This window comes from Streptomyces thermocarboxydovorans, assembly GCF_039524635.1.
In the GTDB taxonomy this organism is placed as follows: domain Bacteria; phylum Actinomycetota; class Actinomycetes; order Streptomycetales; family Streptomycetaceae; genus Streptomyces; species Streptomyces thermocarboxydovorans.
On record NZ_BAAAGU010000048.1, the window covers coordinates 44,541 to 59,601 of the forward strand.

The window sequence follows — 15,061 nt, forward strand, 5'->3', positions numbered from 1 at the left end:
GTCACACGTCCTGCGGGCCCTTGTCCGTCATGCCGTGCACGGCGGGGACGGTGCCCAGGCAGCCCTTCTGGTAGTCCTCGAAGGCCCGCACCAGCTCTTCCTTGGCGTTCATCACGAACGGGCCGTAGTGGACCATCGGCTCCCGGATGGGCTGCCCGCCGAGCAGCACGACCTCCAGGTCGGGGGTGTGGGAGTCCTGCTTGTCGTCGGCCCGGACGGTCAGCGAGGACCCGGCCCCGAACACGGCCGCCTGGCCCAGGTGGACGGGCCGCCGCTCGGCGCCGACCGAGCCGCGCCCGGCGAGGACGTAGGCGAGCCCGTTGAAGTCCTCCCGCCAGGGCAGGGTGACCTCGGCGCCCGGCGCCAGCGTCGCGTGGATCATGGTGATCGGGGTGTGGGTGATGCCGGGGCCCTTGTGGCCGCCCAGCTCACCGGCGATGACCCGCAGCAGCGCGCCGCCGTCGGGGCTGGTGAGCAGCTGGACGCTGCCGCCCCGGATGTCCTGGTAGCGGGGGGCCATCATCTTGTCCTTGGCCGGGAGGTTCACCCACAGCTGGAGCCCGTGGAAGAGGCCGCCGGACATGACCAGGTGCTCGGGCGGCGCCTCGATGTGGAGGATGCCTCCGCCGGCGGTCATCCACTGGGTGTCGCCGTTGGTGATGGTGCCGCCACCGCCGTTGGAGTCCTGGTGCTCGAAGATGCCGTCGATGATGTAGGTGACCGTCTCGAAGCCCCGGTGGGGGTGCCACGGCGTCCCCTTGGGCTCTCCGGGTGCGTAGTCCACCTCACCCATCTGGTCCATCATGATGAACGGGTCCAGGTAGCGGTAGTTGATCCCCGCGAAGGCCCGGCGCACCGGGAAGCCCTCGCCCTCGAAACCGCTCGGTGCGGTCGTGACGGCCAGCACGGGACGCGCCACGGCGTCTGCCGGTGCGGCCACGCGGGGCAGCGTCAGCGGGTTCTCGACGGTCACTGCAGGCATGTCGTACCTCCTCGGGTACACCCAGGTTAGTTGAGCATTGAACTTCCTGCCACCCCAAACAGCGAGGAGCCCGGAGGACATTCCCTCCGGGCTCCGCACGAGCGTCGTGCGCCTCAGCCATACATCCGGCGCATCGCGAACTCCACCATCTGCTCCACCGCCTTGGCGTCGAACACCATCCGGTGCTCGCCCTCCATGTCGAGGACGAAGCCGTAGCCGGTCGGCAGCAGGTCGATCACCTCGGCGCCGGTGATCACGAAGTACTTGGACTCCTTGCCCGCGTACCGGCGCAGCTCCTTGAGCGAGGTGAACATCGGGATCACCGGCTGCTGGGTGTTGTGCAGGGCGAGGAAACCGGGGTTGTCGCCGCGCGGGCAGTACACCTTCGACGTGGCGAAGACCTGCTGGAAGTCCTCCGCGGTCATCTGCCCGGTGGTGAAGGCGCGCACCGCGTCGGCGAGCGAGGGCGCGGACGGCTCCGGGTACAGCGGCGGCTGCTGCCCGTACCCGCCCGGCATGTGCTGCTGCGGCGGGACGTAGCCCTGCTGTGTCCCTACGTTCTGGTCGTAGCCGTACATGACGCACAGACTACTGACCCCCGGGGCGGCCGGAGGAGGGCCGAGGAGTGCTGAGTCACAGATGTCCGGTTCGGGGTTGCTTCTTATTACCGACGGGTAGCATCATCGTAGCTACTGATTGGTACGTGAACTAGTGCGAGGATCCAGTGCCTCGCCGATCTCTTCTAACGGAGCCGTCGCCATGGGGCACTACAAGTCGAATCTCCGCGACATCGAGTTCAACCTCTTCGAAGTACTCGGGCGGGACAAGCTGTACGGCACCGGCCCGTTCGAGGAGATGGACGTCGAGACCGCGAAGAGCATCCTCGAGGAGCTCACCCGCCTCGCGGAGAACGAACTGGCCGAGTCCTTCGCCGACGCCGACCGCAACCCGCCGGTCTTCGACCCGGAGACCAACACCGCCCCGATCCCCGAGTCCTTCAAGAAGAGCTACCAGGCCTTCATGGACTCCGAGTACTGGCGCCTGGGTCTGCCCGAGGAGATCGGCGGCACCACCGCCCCGCGCTCCCTGATCTGGGCCTACGCCGAGCTCATCCTCGGCGCCAACCCGGCCGTGTGGATGTACTCCTCCGGCCCCGCGTTCGCCGGCATCCTCTACGAGGAGGGCAACGAGGTCCAGAAGCACATCGCGAAGATCGCCACCGAGAAGCAGTGGGGCTCCACCATGGTCCTCACCGAGCCGGACGCCGGCTCGGACGTCGGCGCCGGCCGGACCAAGGCCGTGCAGCAGGAGGACGGCTCCTGGCACATCGAGGGCGTGAAGCGCTTCATCACCTCCGGTGAGCACGACATGTCGGAGAACATCCTCCACTACGTGCTCGCGCGCCCCGAGGGCGCCGGCCCCGGCACCAAGGGCCTGTCCCTCTTCCTCGTCCCGAAGTACCTGTTCGACTTCGAGACCGGCGAGCTGGGCGAGCGCAACGGCGTCTACGCCACCAACGTCGAGCACAAGATGGGCCTGAAGGTCTCCAACACCTGCGAGATGACCTTCGGCGACAAGCACCCCGCCAAGGGCTGGCTCATCGGCGACAAGCACGACGGCATCCGCCAGATGTTCCGCATCATCGAGTTCGCCCGCATGATGGTCGGCACCAAGGCGATCTCCACCCTCTCCACGGGCTACCTCAACGCCCTGGAGTACGCCAAGGAGCGCGTCCAGGGCCCCGACCTGGCGAACTTCATGGACAAGACCGCGCCGAAGGTCACCATCACCCACCACCCCGACGTGCGCCGCTCGCTGATGCTGCAGAAGGCGTACGCGGAGGGCATGCGCGCCCTGGTGATGTACACCGCCTCCATCCAGGACGCCATCCAGGTCAAGGAGGCCGCCGGCGAGGACGCCTCGACCGAGCACGCGCTGAACGACCTGCTCCTGCCGATCGTCAAGGGCTACGGCTCGGAGAAGGCCTACGAGCAGCTCGCCCAGTCGCTGCAGACCTTCGGCGGCTCCGGCTTCCTGCAGGAGTACCCGATCGAGCAGTACATCCGGGACTCCAAGATCGACACCCTCTACGAGGGCACCACGGCGATCCAGGGCCAGGACTACTTCTTCCGGAAGATCGTCCGCAACCAGGGTGCCGCCCTGAACAGCCTCGCCGAGGACATCAAGAAGTTCCTGGCCATCGGCACCGGCGGCGAGGAGCTGGCCGCCGCCCGCGAGCACCTCGCCAAGGCCGCCGTCGAGCTGGAGACCATCGTCGGCCTGATGCTCAACGACCTCGCGGCCACCGAGAAGGACGTCAAGAACATCTACAAGGTGGGCCTGAACACCACCCGCCTGCTGATGGCCTCCGGTGACGTGATCGTCGGCTACCTGCTGCTCAAGGGCGCCGCGGTGGCCCTGGAGAAGCTGGAGACCGCGACCGCGAAGGACAAGGCGTTCTACACCGGCAAGATCGCGGCGGCGAAGTTCTTCGCCGCCAACGTCCTGCCCGGTGTGACCGCCGCCCGCAAGGTCGCCGAGACCGTCGATCTGGACCTGATGGAGCTGGACGAGGCCGCGTTCTGATCACGCGCCTGCCCTGCTGAAGCCCGGGCCCGTCTCCCGTCACGGGAGGCGGGCCCTCGCTCGTCGTCAACCGGACCTCATCCGTCGTTAAGGTGAACCCCATGAGCGCACCCTCCCGCTTCGACCGCGGCCACACCGACGACCTGATGACGTTCCTGGCGGCGAGCCCCACGCCGTACCACGCCGTGGCGAACGCCGCCGGGCGGCTGGAGAAGGCCGGATTCAGGCAGGTCGCGGAGACGGACGCCTGGGACGGGACCAGCGGCGGCCGGTACGTGCTGCGCGGCGGCGCCATCGTCGCCTGGTACGTCCCCGAGGGCGCCGCCCCGCACACCCCCTTCCGGATCGTCGGCGCCCACACCGACTCCCCCAACCTGCGCGTCAAGCCGCTGCCCGACAGCGGGGCGCACGGCTGGCGCCAGGTCGCCGTGGAGATCTACGGCGGCCCGCTGCTCAACTCCTGGCTCGACCGCGACCTGGGCCTGGCCGGCCGCCTCACCCTGCGCGACGGCTCCACCCGCCTGGTGAACGTCGACCGCCCGCTGCTGCGCGTCCCCCAGCTCGCCATCCACCTGGACCGCTCGGTCACCGCGGAGGGCCTCAAGCTCGACAAGCAGCGCCACATGCAGCCGGTGTGGGGCCTGGGCGACGACGTCCGCGACGGCGATCTGATCGCCTTCCTGGAGCAGGAGGCCGGCATCCCCTCCGGCGAGACCGTCGGCTGGGACCTGATGGTCCACGCCGTGGAGCCGCCCGCCTACCTGGGCCGCGACCGCGAACTGGTGGCCGGCCCGCGCATGGACAACCTGCTCTCCGTGCACGCCGGCACGGCGGCACTCGCCGCCGCGTCCGCCTCCCCCGACCTGCCGTACATCCCGGTCCTCGCCGCCTTCGACCACGAGGAGAACGGCTCCCAGTCGGACACCGGCGCCGACGGCCCGCTGCTCGGCAACGTGCTGGAGCGCTCGGTGTTCGCCCGCGGCGGGACCGTCGAGGACCGCGCCCGCGCCCTGGCAGCCACCGTCTGCCTGTCCTCCGACACGGGCCACGCCGTCCACCCCAACTACGCGGAACGGCACGACCCCACGCACCACCCGCGCATCGACGGCGGCCCCATCCTCAAGGTCAACGTCAACAACCGCTACGCCACCGACGGTTCGGGCCGCGCGGTGTTCACCGCCGCGTGCGAGAAGGCCGGCGTGCCCTTCCAGACCTTCGTCTCCAACAACGCCATGCCCTGCGGCACCACCATCGGCCCGATCACCGCGGCCCGGCACGGCATCCGCACGGTGGACATCGGCGCCGCCATCCTCTCCATGCACAGCGCCCGCGAACTGTGCGGCGCCCGCGACCCGTTCCTGCTGGCCAGTGCGCTGACCGCGTTCCTGGAGGGGTGACAGCCCCTCCGGGGTGCGCAGCCCCACGAGGACGGGCCCGAGGCGGTTCCCGCGCCCGTCCATGGTCAACGCCCCGTCTCCGCATGCTTTCTGACCCGGCAGGTACCCGCGGGGGCGTGGAGGCGGGGCGTGGACGCGGGGCGTGGACGTTGCGCGGGGCGCCGGGTCCGCCGGGTCAGCTCTGCGGAGCCTCCGGCTCGCTGAGCCGGTCGGCGAGCAGGGCGAGCCAGCCGCTGGGTGAGTAGGGAGCGGGCGGATCGACCTCCATGCCCAGTTCGGCCAGCGCGGTGGCGTAGTCGGTCTCGCCGAGGCCGAGAGCGAGCAGTTCGTGCAGCTCGCCGACGAGGCGGGCGGTCAACTGGGGGTCGGTGGAGGTGCGGTAGTCGTCGACGGCCGCGTCGTGGTCGTCGAACTCGTCCGGCATGTCCTGGGAGAACCAGCCGCCGAGGAACTGGGCCAGCTCCGGGAAACGGGCGTGCCATTCCCAGTGGGTGACGGGAGCGGACGGGGCCGGGCACTCGCCCTGCTCGATGCTCCGTCTGATGTGATCGGCCAGGCAGTACAGCCACTCCTGGATCTCGCCCTCGGGCAGGCCGACGTCCGGGACCGGGTAGAACTCGCCGAGCCGCAGACGGAGACGTCCCGGCGGGTTGTCGGCGTAGTCGCGCAGCTGACGCTCGGCGATGGCCAGGGCCCAGGGACGGGTGTGCCAGGTGTGGCGGAGGTAGGCGGTCAGGGCCTGGCTGGGCCGGTCGGGCGTGTCGTCGGCGGCCTGGCCGAGGTAGGCGCGGACGACCTGGTCCAGTTCGCCGTAGCGGCGGTCGTGGTCGAGGGGGCTCAGGGGCACGGTGGGCAGCCTCTACGGGTCTTCACAGGTAGACGGGGAAGGTCGCGTGGACGGTGAAGCCGTGCGGCCGGGACGGATCCCGCTTGAGGATCACCCGCGCGGCCCGTACGTCCACCGGCTCGCGGCCGGCCAGCGCCATCGCCTGCAGCAGCACACGGCCGACCGGCTCGGGCCGGGACGGCCAGGACGCCTCGATGGTCAGCCGGGAGCGGGTGGACTGCGCGAGCCAGCGGTGAATGAGCTGCTCGTTGGCGGTCACGACCTGCTGAGTGGCCCACTGAGCGGTCTCACGGTCGGGGTAGGTGGCGGTTCGGGTACGCATCTAGTCCGTTCCGTCCGGGCGGGGCCACGGGCGCTTGGGCTGCCACAGGGGGGAGTGAGCTTCTCTCAGGTGCTCGATGCACAGGCGGGCGAACATCGGGAAGAAGTCGACGAAGTCGTCGGAGCCGCCTGATCCGCCTCCCATGGCCTCACCGGCGAAGAAGCAGTCCATCTGCTCCTCCGTGTGGAAGACGGCGATGGCCTGGTAGCACTCGGAGACCACACTCGGCAGCTCCCACGGGCAGCCTGGGTGGGTCTCCTCGATGTACATGCGAATGCCCTCCTCCGTGGTGGCGTCCTGCATGTCATCGCTGATCGCGACCCCGTCCTGTCCGAAGTAGATCGGGAGAATCTGACGGAAACGCGGGAAGCGCAGCAGCAACTCCCGTGTCGTCAGAGGTGTGTCGACATAGGTGCTGCGGTCGACGCGCTCGTTCCAGTTCTCCAGATGCTCGGCGATCTCCCGCCACACATCGGGTGTGCGCTCCTCGGTGGCAGCACGGGGGATTCGCTTGAGCGCGGCATGGGTGCCCGCCGGAGATTCCTCGAAGAGATCAGCGGCCAGCCGCAACTGGAAGGCGATCTCCCGCAGATTTCGCCCGCCGTCCATTTCCGCACTTCGAATACCGCGAATGAGCGGGAACAAATCGTTCTGCCAGCGAGCCGGGTCGTCAGGGATTCTCCGGCTCCACCCGTCGTACCGGTCCAGAAGTAGGCGAGCACCCTGGAGCGTCCAGTAGTCGACGTGTTCCCGGTCTGTCATGCTGTCATCCTAGCGTCAGAGATCCCTGGGCATCGAAGTGAGCACAATGAAAGGCGGATCGAGATCCTCGTTGTAGACGAGGCGCGTCTCGACACCGTCCACGTCCTTCGCCTTTCCGGCCGGAAACGGGTCGGTTTTGATTTCGTTCTTGTTGATGCTTCTGCCGCTGGCACCGAACGGTGTCTCTTCGACAAAGATGTCCAGGCGTCGCTTCCTGTTGGGGTCGGCGAGCCAGGCGCGGATCTCGTCTTCGTTCTGGTCGATGTTGTACTGCGTCATCTTCTGCGCCGTTTCCAGGTCCTTGAACGAAGAGGCCTCGGCCACCATCGGCTGCCCATGGGGCCACTCGGTCCCCGGCCGCGGCGGCTTCTTCAGATCGTCCCTCAGTCGCTGCGCCAGCTGGTTGTCGTCCAGGCCGACGTGCTTGTTGACCGTGTGGGCGTTGTCCAGCCACTCCGTGGACGCCAGATCGACCTGGTAGGCGCCGCGGTCCGCGTCTCCCGGGGTGCTCCACTTGTGCTCGCGCTTGAACTCGTTGAGCGCCCGTGCTCCGAACGCCTCCGCGCGTGCCTCCTCCGCCTTGTACGTGGGCGCGCTGAGCCAGGCCTCCTGGAGTTCGGGCAGGAGTTTGCGCAGCTGTTCGGCTCCCTCGTGGAATGCCTTGTGGCATTCCTCCACCGCCTTGTCGGCACCGGACTTGTCCATGTGGGAGCGGAAGACGGCAACGATCTCGGCAAAGGTGAGGACCGCCGCCAGCCTGGTCATCTCGCTCCAGTCGAATCCGTCCGGGGCGAAATGCCGGACCGTCGCCTTGGTCGCCTCCAGCGCGAGCCGCTGGGTGGTCTTCCGGCATCTCTCGGCGGCATCCGCCACGTCGTGGAAGGCCCGCTTCATCGCATCGCCGGTCTTCTTCAGGACCTCGATGACGGGACGGCGGTCCTCCGGTCTCAGCGACGGGTTCGTCCGCCAGTCGCGACCGCCCGGCTGCTTCGGGGGCACGGCGTCGCCGGCCTCGGTCCGTCGCCCGCCCCACGCCGTGGTTCCCCAGATGGACTGGCAGAAGGAGTTCATGGCGCCCTGCCACTCGCCGTTGCTGCCGTCCGTCAGGTACCGGATGCGGTCGGTGAAGCTGTCCGCGGACTTCTGCGCCGCCTTGCCGGCCGCTTCCCATGCGTTGCCGATGCTGCGCAGGCTGTCCGTGTCGGCGCCGGGCGTGATCTCATGGGTCTTGCCGAGGCGCAGCCCCTCCTCGATCGCGGGTTTGATCAACTCTGCGAGGAAGTCGGGGACTTCTCCGATGCCGGCCAGGAACTCGATGTCCGTGCCGTCCCCGGTGCCGGTCCACTTGATGGAGGCGACGGGTCCGTAGGAGACCTTGCCGACCCCGATCGGGGCATCCCGGCGCGGCGGCGGCCCGTACATGCCGCGCGAGTGCCAGTCGGCGGCCACGTAGGTGTTGGCCGTGTCGGTCAGGCCCACCACGACACCGCCGATGCTCTGGATGCTCTTGGCCCACACCGCCAGGAACTTCTTGGCCACCTCCGCGTAGGCCGCGGCGAAGTCGTCCGCGCCCGTGCCCTTGCCGGCCGCCTGCCGGTGGTCCACGTTCTCGACCAGCTGTGTGGCGGCCTGGTGGAAGGTGAACTGCTCGTCACGGATCAGCGCCGACGTGTAGTAGAGATGCGCGGGCTTGACGTCGAAGCCGCTTCCGCTGCCCGGAGCGGGCTGCCTAAGCTGCTCGCGCTCCCACTTGCGGCGGGCCTCCGACGGGCGGCCGTCGGGCCCGGTCGGCGGCGGGGGCGGCGGTTCGTAGTCCGGGTCCGGGGACGTGCCGGGGCTCGGTTCGGGCTCCGGTCCGGGCCGGCCGGGCGCGGGCTCGACGTCACCCGCCGGCGGGGTGGCCGACGGGCTGGGCTGCGGGGGCGGAGGAGTCGCCATCAGCCGGCCCCCCAGCCGTTCAGCACCGCCTTGTGAGCCGCCGCGTAGTTCGTGTGACCCGTGGTGACGTACTCGTGCAGCCACTTCTGGGCGGCCTCGAGGTCCTGGGCCGAGCGGTCCCATTCGTCGAGCTTCTCGACGAAGACCTCACGGGCCTCACCGGTCCAGGACAGGACGACCGGCTCGACACGGTCGTACAGGTCCTCCAGCTTCTCGTTGAGCTTCTTGAGGATGTCCTCGAGTTCGGTGGCGAGTTCCTGGAGCGTCGTGAACTTCACCGCTATGTGGTCGTCGGCGGGGCTGTTCCCGCTGGACATGGTTCTCCCCCGGTGTCTGTGGGACGTGCTCGGTACGGTTCGGGGCCGCTGCGTGCTCTGTACGGTTCGTGGCCGCTGCGCGCTCAGTACGCTTCGAGGCTGCTGCGCGGCGGCCGGGCCGGCGGCTGTGACGCGGCGCCGGTGTTCGGCGTCGAGAGCTTGTCGACCTCGCCGGCGATGTCCACCTGGATCTGGCGGATGCGGGCGACGACGCCGAGGTCCTCCTTGGAGAAGCCGTCGCGGCTCATGCGTACCGCCTGCTCCAGATGCTTCATGACCTCGCGGATGCGTACGGCATCCTCGGCCGCGGCGCGGTGGAAGTCCCGGTACGTCCTGGCCGCCGGGCCCTGCCAGCCCGCCTCGATGCGGTCCACCAGCGCGTCCATGCGCCTGACCTGCTTGTCCAGGTGATCCTGCATGTCGTTCAGGTCGTCGGCCAGCTTGGTCAGCTTCTGGGACGACGCGCGCAGGTCCGGGCCGCCTCCCTGCGCGCCGCCCGACTGCCCGGGCTCTGCCATGCCGTACCTCGCCCCCGTAGCATCGTGGACTCAAGTCCCCTGTGACTCATGGATCTTACGCACAGGTGTACGGGCGCGGCCGGAGCAGGGCAGGCTGGGCGGCGAGTCGCCGGGCGCTGGAGGGGAGTCCGGCACGGCGAAGGGGCCCACCTGTCGGTGAGCCCCTTCGGGTGCGCGTCGGTGCGTGACCGCAGGGGTCAGATCTTGCCGAAGCCGTAGCCCAGGAGCTTCTTGGCGTCCTTCTCGCGCTGGGACGCCGAGGAGGAGGCCAGGACCGTACCGACGACCGTCTTGCCGTTCCGGGTCGCCGCGAAGACCAGGCAGTACTTGGCCTCCGGGCCCGAGCCGGTCTTCACCCCGATCGTGCCGGAGTAGCTGTTCAGCAGGGTGTTGGTGTTGACCCACGGGGCCATCGTGCGGGTGCTGCCCGTCTTGGTGATGGTCTTCGCGGTGTACTTCTTGGTCTTGACGATCGAGCGGAAGGTCGAGTTCTTCAGCGCGCTGCTGGCGAGCTTCGTCAGATCGCGCGGCGTGGAGTAGTTCTTGCCGTTGCCGATGCCGTCGAACGAGTCGAAGTGGGTGTTCTTCAGGCCCAGCCGCTTCGCCTCCGCGTTCATCTTCCCGATGAACGACTTCACCCGCGCCGAACGCGTCTTGCCCGAGCCGAACTTGTCCGCGAGCGCGTACGCCGCGTCGCAGCCCGACGGCAGCATCAGGCCGTAGAGCAGCTGGCGCACGGTGACCTTGTCGCCCACGATCAGCCGGGCGGAGGAGGCGTTCTTCGACACGATGTAGTCGCTGTACGCCTTCTGGATCGTCACCTTGCTGTTCAGATTCAGGTTCTTCTGCGCCAGCACGACCTTCGCGGTCATGATCTTCGTCGTCGAACCGGTCGAGCGACGCGTGTCCGCGGCCTTGGTGAACAGCGACTTCCCGTTCGCGTTGTTCATCACGTAGCCGCCCTTGGCGACGATCGAAGGCGCCTTCGCGGCGGCCTGCGCCGGCGCCGCGTAGAGAGCTCCGGAGGCAAGCACGGCGCCGGTGGTCACGGCGACGCCGGCGGCTCTGCTGAGGCGGATGCCCAAAATGCCGTTCTTCAAGTCAAATACCCCGATTACCGTGAATGGCCCTACTCTGCGGCCAAGTTGAGGAGCGACCGCATACCGGGGCCGCATGTATCCGACGCACACCTCCGGCAGATGGTTGTGCTCCGGGAGGGGCGGATCCCGCCGGGATGGACAGGGGGAGCCCAAGGGACTCCAGGGGGGAGCCCAAGGGACTCCAGGGGGCGGGTGATGCACCCCAGAGGGCGGCACGTCCGCATGGTGAAACGCACGCAAGGACGCGTACGTGTTGTATCTATCCTGTCGGCATGAGCCTGGCCTCCGTGAGACGACCGCCCGCCGCCGAACGCGTCTACACCCACGTCAAACAGGGCGTCCTGGAACGCCGCTACGAGGGCGGCACCCTCCTCACCGAGGGCGAGCTCGCCGAGGCCGTGGGGGTGTCGCGCACCCCCGTGCGGGAGGCGCTGCTGCGGCTGGAGGCCGAGGGCCTGATCCGGCTCTACCCGAAGAAGGGCGCCCTCGTGCTGCCCGTCTCCGCGCAGGAGATCGCCGACGTGGTCGAGACCCGGCTGCTGGTCGAGGAGCACGCCGCCCGCAAGGCGGTCCCGGCCCCGCCCGGCCTCGTCGAACGGCTCGAGGAGCTGCTCGCCCGGCAGAAGGAGCAGGCCGCCGCGGGCGACTTCGCCGCCGCCTCCGTCACCGACCGCTGCTTCCACGCCGAGATCGTGCGCAGCGGCGGCAACGAGATCCTCTCCCGCCTCTACGACCAGCTCCGCGACCGCCAGCTGCGCATGGGCGTCGCCGTGATGCACTCCCACCCCGACCGGATCGCCAAGACCCTCACCGAGCACGAGGAGATCCTGCGCGCGCTGCGCGAGGGCGACGCGGAGGCGGCCGTCGCGGCCGTCCACCGGCACGTGAGCTGGTTCTCCCACCTGGCGCGGGGGGAGATGCGATGAGCAGCGCCGGTTCCACCGGGACGCTGCCCGGTGATCCCCCCGGCGGACGGCGCGCCCTCACGGTGTGGGGCATCGGCGTCTCGGTCTACTTCGTCGCCGTCATCTTCCGCACGTCCCTGGGCGTGGCCGGGCTGGACGCCGCCGACCGCTTCGAGGTGAACGCCTCCGCCCTGTCGACGTTCTCCATCCTCCAGCTGCTGGTCTACGCCGGCATGCAGATACCCGTCGGCCTGCTGGTCGACCGGCTCGGCACCAAGAAGGTGCTGGCCATGGGGACCGTGCTGTTCACCGTCGGGCAGCTCGGCTTCGCACTGTCGCCCTCGTACGGCATGGCGCTCGCCGCGCGGGCGCTGCTCGGCTGCGGTGACGCCATGACGTTCATCAGCGTGCTGCGGCTGGGCACCCGCTGGTTCCCGGCCCGGCGCGGGCCGCTGGTGGCGCAGCTGGCGGGGCTGGCGGGCATGGCGGGGAACCTGGTCTCCACGCTGGTGCTGTCCCGGCTGCTGCACGAGTTCGGCTGGACCGCGGCGTTCGCGGGCAGCTCGCTCGCCGGTGCCGTGGTGTTCGGGCTGACCCTGCTGTTCCTGAAGGACCACCCCGAGGGCCACGAACCGGCGCCCGTCCCGCACCAGGGTGCCGCCTACGTCCGGCGGCAGATCGCCGCCGCCTGGCGGGAGCCGGGCACGAGGCTCGGGCTGTGGGTGCACTTCACCACCCAGTTCCCGGCGATGGTGTTCCTGCTGCTGTGGGGCATGCCGTTCCTGGTCGAGGCGCAGGGGCTGAGCCGGGCCACGGCCGGTGAGCTGCTGACCCTGGTGGTGCTCTCCAACATGGTCGTCGGACTGGTCTACGGGCAGGTCGTGCCCCGGCATCACGGGGCGCGGCTGCCGCTGGCGCTGGGCACGGCCGGGGTGACGGCGCTGCTGTGGGCCTCGGTGCTGGCGTACCCCGGCGACGCGGCGCCGATGTGGCTGCTGGTGGTGCTCTGCACGGTGCTGGGGGCGTGCGGGCCGGCGTCGATGATCGGCTTCGACTTCGCCCGCCCCGCGAACCCGCCGGAGCGGCAGGGCACCGCCTCCGGGATCACCAACATGGGCGGCTTCCTGGCGTCCATGACGACGCTGTTCGCCATCGGGGTGCTGCTGGACGCCACCGGGGACGACTACGTCGTCGCGTTCTCCTCCGTGTTCGTGCTACAGGCGCTCGGGGTCGGCCAGATCCTGCGGCTGCGGCGGCGGGCCGCCCGGCGGGAGGCGCGGCTGGTGGCGAGCCGCGTGGAGACGGTGCACGTGCCGGCGTAGGCGGATCCGCCAAGGCGCGCAGGCGTCCTCATCTCGCCCTTCGCCGACCCGGCCTCCTGACCCGGCCTCCTGACCCGGGCCCCGCTCCCGGCAGCCGTGCGGCTGCGCCGGAGACGGGGCCCCTCGGACTACGGACTCCGGACTACTGGGTCACCCTGAAGTTGCGCAGAATCGCCGCGGCCAGTTCCGCGTCGCCCTCCGTCTTCACCCGGTCCTGGACCGCCTCCGGTGTCACCCGGCCGCAGGCCAGGCGCACATAGGTCTCCCAGTCCAGGGTGAGGGTGACGGCGGGGCCGAGCGCGGGTGCGGTCTCCAGGGTGCCGCGGCCCTGGATGTCGGTGCGGACCGTGCGCAGGAACTCGACGGGACCGTGCACATCGACGACGACGGCGGAGCTGCGCGGCGCCTGGGCCTTCTCCGCCACCACGCGCGGCAGCTCCTCCAGCAGCACGTCACGGGCGACGTGCGCGCCGGGGGAGTCCAGGTTGCCCGGGCTGCCCAGCGCCGTGCGCAGGTCCTGCTCGTGCGCCCACACGTCGAAGGCGTGGCGGCGCATCGCCTCCTCCAGCGTCAGCTCCGTGCCCAGCGGGCCGCGCACCTTCGTGGCCGGGTCGCGCGACTCGTTCCGCAGCTGGCGGTTGCGGCGGATGATCGTGTACTCGAGCTCGGCGGTCATCTCCGGCGCCGTGTGGTGGCGGCGGACGTCGACCTGCATCTCCATGTAGCGCTGGTGGTCGGTGGTGACGTGGAACAGGTCCCGCGGCAGCGTGTGGATGGGGCGGGGGTCGCCGAGCATCTCGCAGTCCAGGCCGATGACATGGGAGACGATGTCCCGCACCGACCACCCCGGGCACGGCGTCCTCCGGTTCCAGTCGGCCTCCGGGAGCGGCTGGACCAGCTCGGATATCGCTTCGATGGAATGGGTCCAGGCGTCGGCGTAGGGCTGGAGGGTGGGATGCAGACTCACGGAACTGGGACCCCTCGGCGGTTGGTACACGGGCAGGTGATGGCGGCGTTGCCTGTGGGCGGTGGCTGCACTCGGCGGGTGTCTCGGGAGGCTAAGTTACGCTGCGGAGAGGCACCCCGGCAGTGCTTTCGTGTGACGATCGTAGGCCCGTGGGTACGGGTCGAATGCCAGGACGGTGGTACTGTGCGCGCATCCTTGCTCCAAGTCGCCGTGAACGAGGACGAATCGGTCGAAGCACGCCGGCTTCGGGTCGCGGGGATGGTACGGGATCAGGCGGGAGCCGATCTCGTCGTCCTGCCGGAATTGTGGACCACCGGCGCCTTCGCCTACGAGGCCTTCGGGACCGAGGCGGAACCCCTCGAAGGCCCGACCTGTGAGGCCATGGCCAAGGCCGCGCGCGACGCGGGCGTATGGCTGCACGCCGGGTCCATCCCCGAGCGCGACCCGGACGGTCCGCTCTACAACACCTCTCTCGTCTTCTCCCCCTCCGGTGCGCTGGCCGCCGCCTACCGCAAGATCCACCGCTTCGGCTTCGACCAGGGCGAGGCCGTGCTGATGGGGGCGGGCGACGAGCTGGTGACGGTGCGTCTGCCGCAGACCACGCTGGGCGTGGCCACCTGTTACGACCTCCGTTTCCCCGAACTCTTCCGCGGTCTCGTCGATGCCGGTGCCGAGACCTTCGTGGTGCCGGCGGGCTGGCCGGAGCGCCGGCGGTCGCACTGGACGCTGCTGGCTCAGGCGCGGGCGGTGGAGAACCAGGCGTTCGTGCTCGCCTGTGGAACGGCCGGGACGCACGCGGGGGTTCCGCAGGCGGGTCACTCGATCGTGGTCGATCCGTGGGGCGAGGTACTGGCGCAGGCCGGCCCCGGCGAGGAGGTCCTGACCGTCGACTTCGACCCCGCCACGGTGGCCGGCACCCGCGAACGCTTCCCCGCCCTCAAGGACCGCGTCCTGGGCCTGGAACCCCCGAAGCGCCGCTGACCGCAGACCTCGCTGGGCCGCGGCTGCTTCCTAGGGCCTCTCGTTTGGATCAGCCTGCGGGAATCGCCGGTGCCTTGTCAGCACCGGTGAGCGGGGTCTGGTGCGTGCAGCTGCAAG

The 15,061-nt window shown here is 69.7% G+C and carries 15 protein-coding genes; 5 read left to right on the top strand and 10 right to left on the bottom strand.

Going from position 1 to position 15,061, the window contains the following annotated elements:
- Position 1 precedes the first annotated feature (1 nt).
- Positions 2–982, bottom strand: a complete 981-nt coding sequence (locus tag ABD198_RS22020) for a pirin family protein (RefSeq protein WP_344004687.1) — start codon at positions 980–982, stop codon at positions 2–4.
- Between the two features lie 113 nt (positions 983–1,095).
- Positions 1,096–1,560 (bottom strand): SseB family protein, encoded by a 465-nt coding sequence (locus ABD198_RS22025; protein ID WP_167994878.1) that lies wholly within the window; start codon positions 1,558–1,560, stop codon positions 1,096–1,098.
- Between the two features lie 181 nt (positions 1,561–1,741).
- Here ABD198_RS22025 and ABD198_RS22030 point away from each other — a divergent pair, with 181 nt between their 5' ends.
- Entirely contained in the window at positions 1,742–3,568 is a 1,827-nt protein-coding gene (locus ABD198_RS22030; protein ID WP_344004691.1) for an acyl-CoA dehydrogenase, read from the top strand.
- A gap of 101 nt (positions 3,569–3,669) precedes the next feature.
- Positions 3,670–4,965 (top strand): M18 family aminopeptidase, encoded by a 1,296-nt coding sequence (locus tag ABD198_RS22035; protein ID WP_344004694.1) that lies wholly within the window; start codon positions 3,670–3,672, stop codon positions 4,963–4,965.
- A 175-nt stretch (positions 4,966–5,140) separates the two neighbouring features.
- On the opposite strand, the gene ABD198_RS22040 is transcribed toward ABD198_RS22035, so the two are convergent.
- From ABD198_RS22040 to ABD198_RS22070, 7 genes are all read right to left on the bottom strand, one after another.
- The gene (locus ABD198_RS22040; protein WP_344004696.1) at positions 5,141–5,812 is read right to left on the bottom strand and encodes a contact-dependent growth inhibition system immunity protein; all 672 of its coding nucleotides are present in this window, start codon (positions 5,810–5,812) and stop codon (positions 5,141–5,143) included.
- 22 nt (positions 5,813–5,834) lie between these two features.
- On the bottom strand, positions 5,835–6,134 hold the full coding sequence (locus ABD198_RS22045; protein WP_344004699.1) for an RNase A-like domain-containing protein: 300 nt from the start codon (positions 6,132–6,134) through the stop codon (positions 5,835–5,837).
- Positions 6,135–6,743: a hypothetical protein gene (locus tag ABD198_RS22050; protein WP_344004702.1), complete on the bottom strand. Its 609-nt coding sequence runs from the start codon at positions 6,741–6,743 to the stop codon at positions 6,135–6,137.
- 168 nt (positions 6,744–6,911) lie between these two features.
- Positions 6,912–8,834, bottom strand: a complete 1,923-nt coding sequence (locus tag ABD198_RS22055; protein WP_344004704.1) for an RNase A-like domain-containing protein — start codon at positions 8,832–8,834, stop codon at positions 6,912–6,914.
- The gene (locus ABD198_RS22060; RefSeq protein WP_344004706.1) at positions 8,834–9,151 is read right to left on the bottom strand and encodes a WXG100 family type VII secretion target; all 318 of its coding nucleotides are present in this window, start codon (positions 9,149–9,151) and stop codon (positions 8,834–8,836) included. The genes ABD198_RS22055 and ABD198_RS22060 overlap by 1 nt, the downstream gene beginning before the upstream one ends.
- 83 nt (positions 9,152–9,234) lie before the next feature.
- Positions 9,235–9,669, bottom strand: coding sequence for a WXG100 family type VII secretion target (locus tag ABD198_RS22065; RefSeq protein WP_344004709.1), 435 nt, complete (start codon positions 9,667–9,669; stop codon positions 9,235–9,237).
- A 197-nt stretch (positions 9,670–9,866) separates the two neighbouring features.
- The gene (locus ABD198_RS22070; RefSeq protein WP_344004712.1) at positions 9,867–10,769 is read right to left on the bottom strand and encodes a D-alanyl-D-alanine carboxypeptidase family protein; all 903 of its coding nucleotides are present in this window, start codon (positions 10,767–10,769) and stop codon (positions 9,867–9,869) included.
- Positions 10,770–11,041: 272 nt separating this feature from the next.
- Here ABD198_RS22070 and ABD198_RS22075 point away from each other — a divergent pair, with 272 nt between their 5' ends.
- Together ABD198_RS22075 and ABD198_RS22080 are read left to right on the top strand one after the other, a co-directional pair.
- Entirely contained in the window at positions 11,042–11,695 is a 654-nt protein-coding gene (locus ABD198_RS22075) for a GntR family transcriptional regulator (protein WP_344004715.1), read from the top strand.
- Positions 11,692–12,996, top strand: a complete 1,305-nt coding sequence (locus tag ABD198_RS22080) for an MFS transporter (protein ID WP_344004718.1) — start codon at positions 11,692–11,694, stop codon at positions 12,994–12,996. The genes ABD198_RS22075 and ABD198_RS22080 overlap by 4 nt, the downstream gene beginning before the upstream one ends.
- A 142-nt stretch (positions 12,997–13,138) precedes the next feature.
- Here the strand turns inward: ABD198_RS22080 and ABD198_RS22085 are convergent, their stop codons facing one another.
- Positions 13,139–13,963 carry a maleylpyruvate isomerase family mycothiol-dependent enzyme gene (locus tag ABD198_RS22085; RefSeq protein ID WP_344004721.1) on the bottom strand — a complete coding sequence of 275 codons (825 nt, stop codon included), beginning with the start codon at positions 13,961–13,963 and terminating at the stop codon, positions 13,139–13,141.
- Between the two features lie 183 nt (positions 13,964–14,146).
- On the opposite strand from ABD198_RS22085, the gene ABD198_RS22090 reads away from it, so the two are divergent.
- Positions 14,147–14,944: a carbon-nitrogen family hydrolase gene (locus ABD198_RS22090; RefSeq protein ID WP_344004724.1), complete on the top strand. Its 798-nt coding sequence runs from the start codon at positions 14,147–14,149 to the stop codon at positions 14,942–14,944.
- The last annotated feature ends 117 nt before the right edge of the window (positions 14,945–15,061 follow it).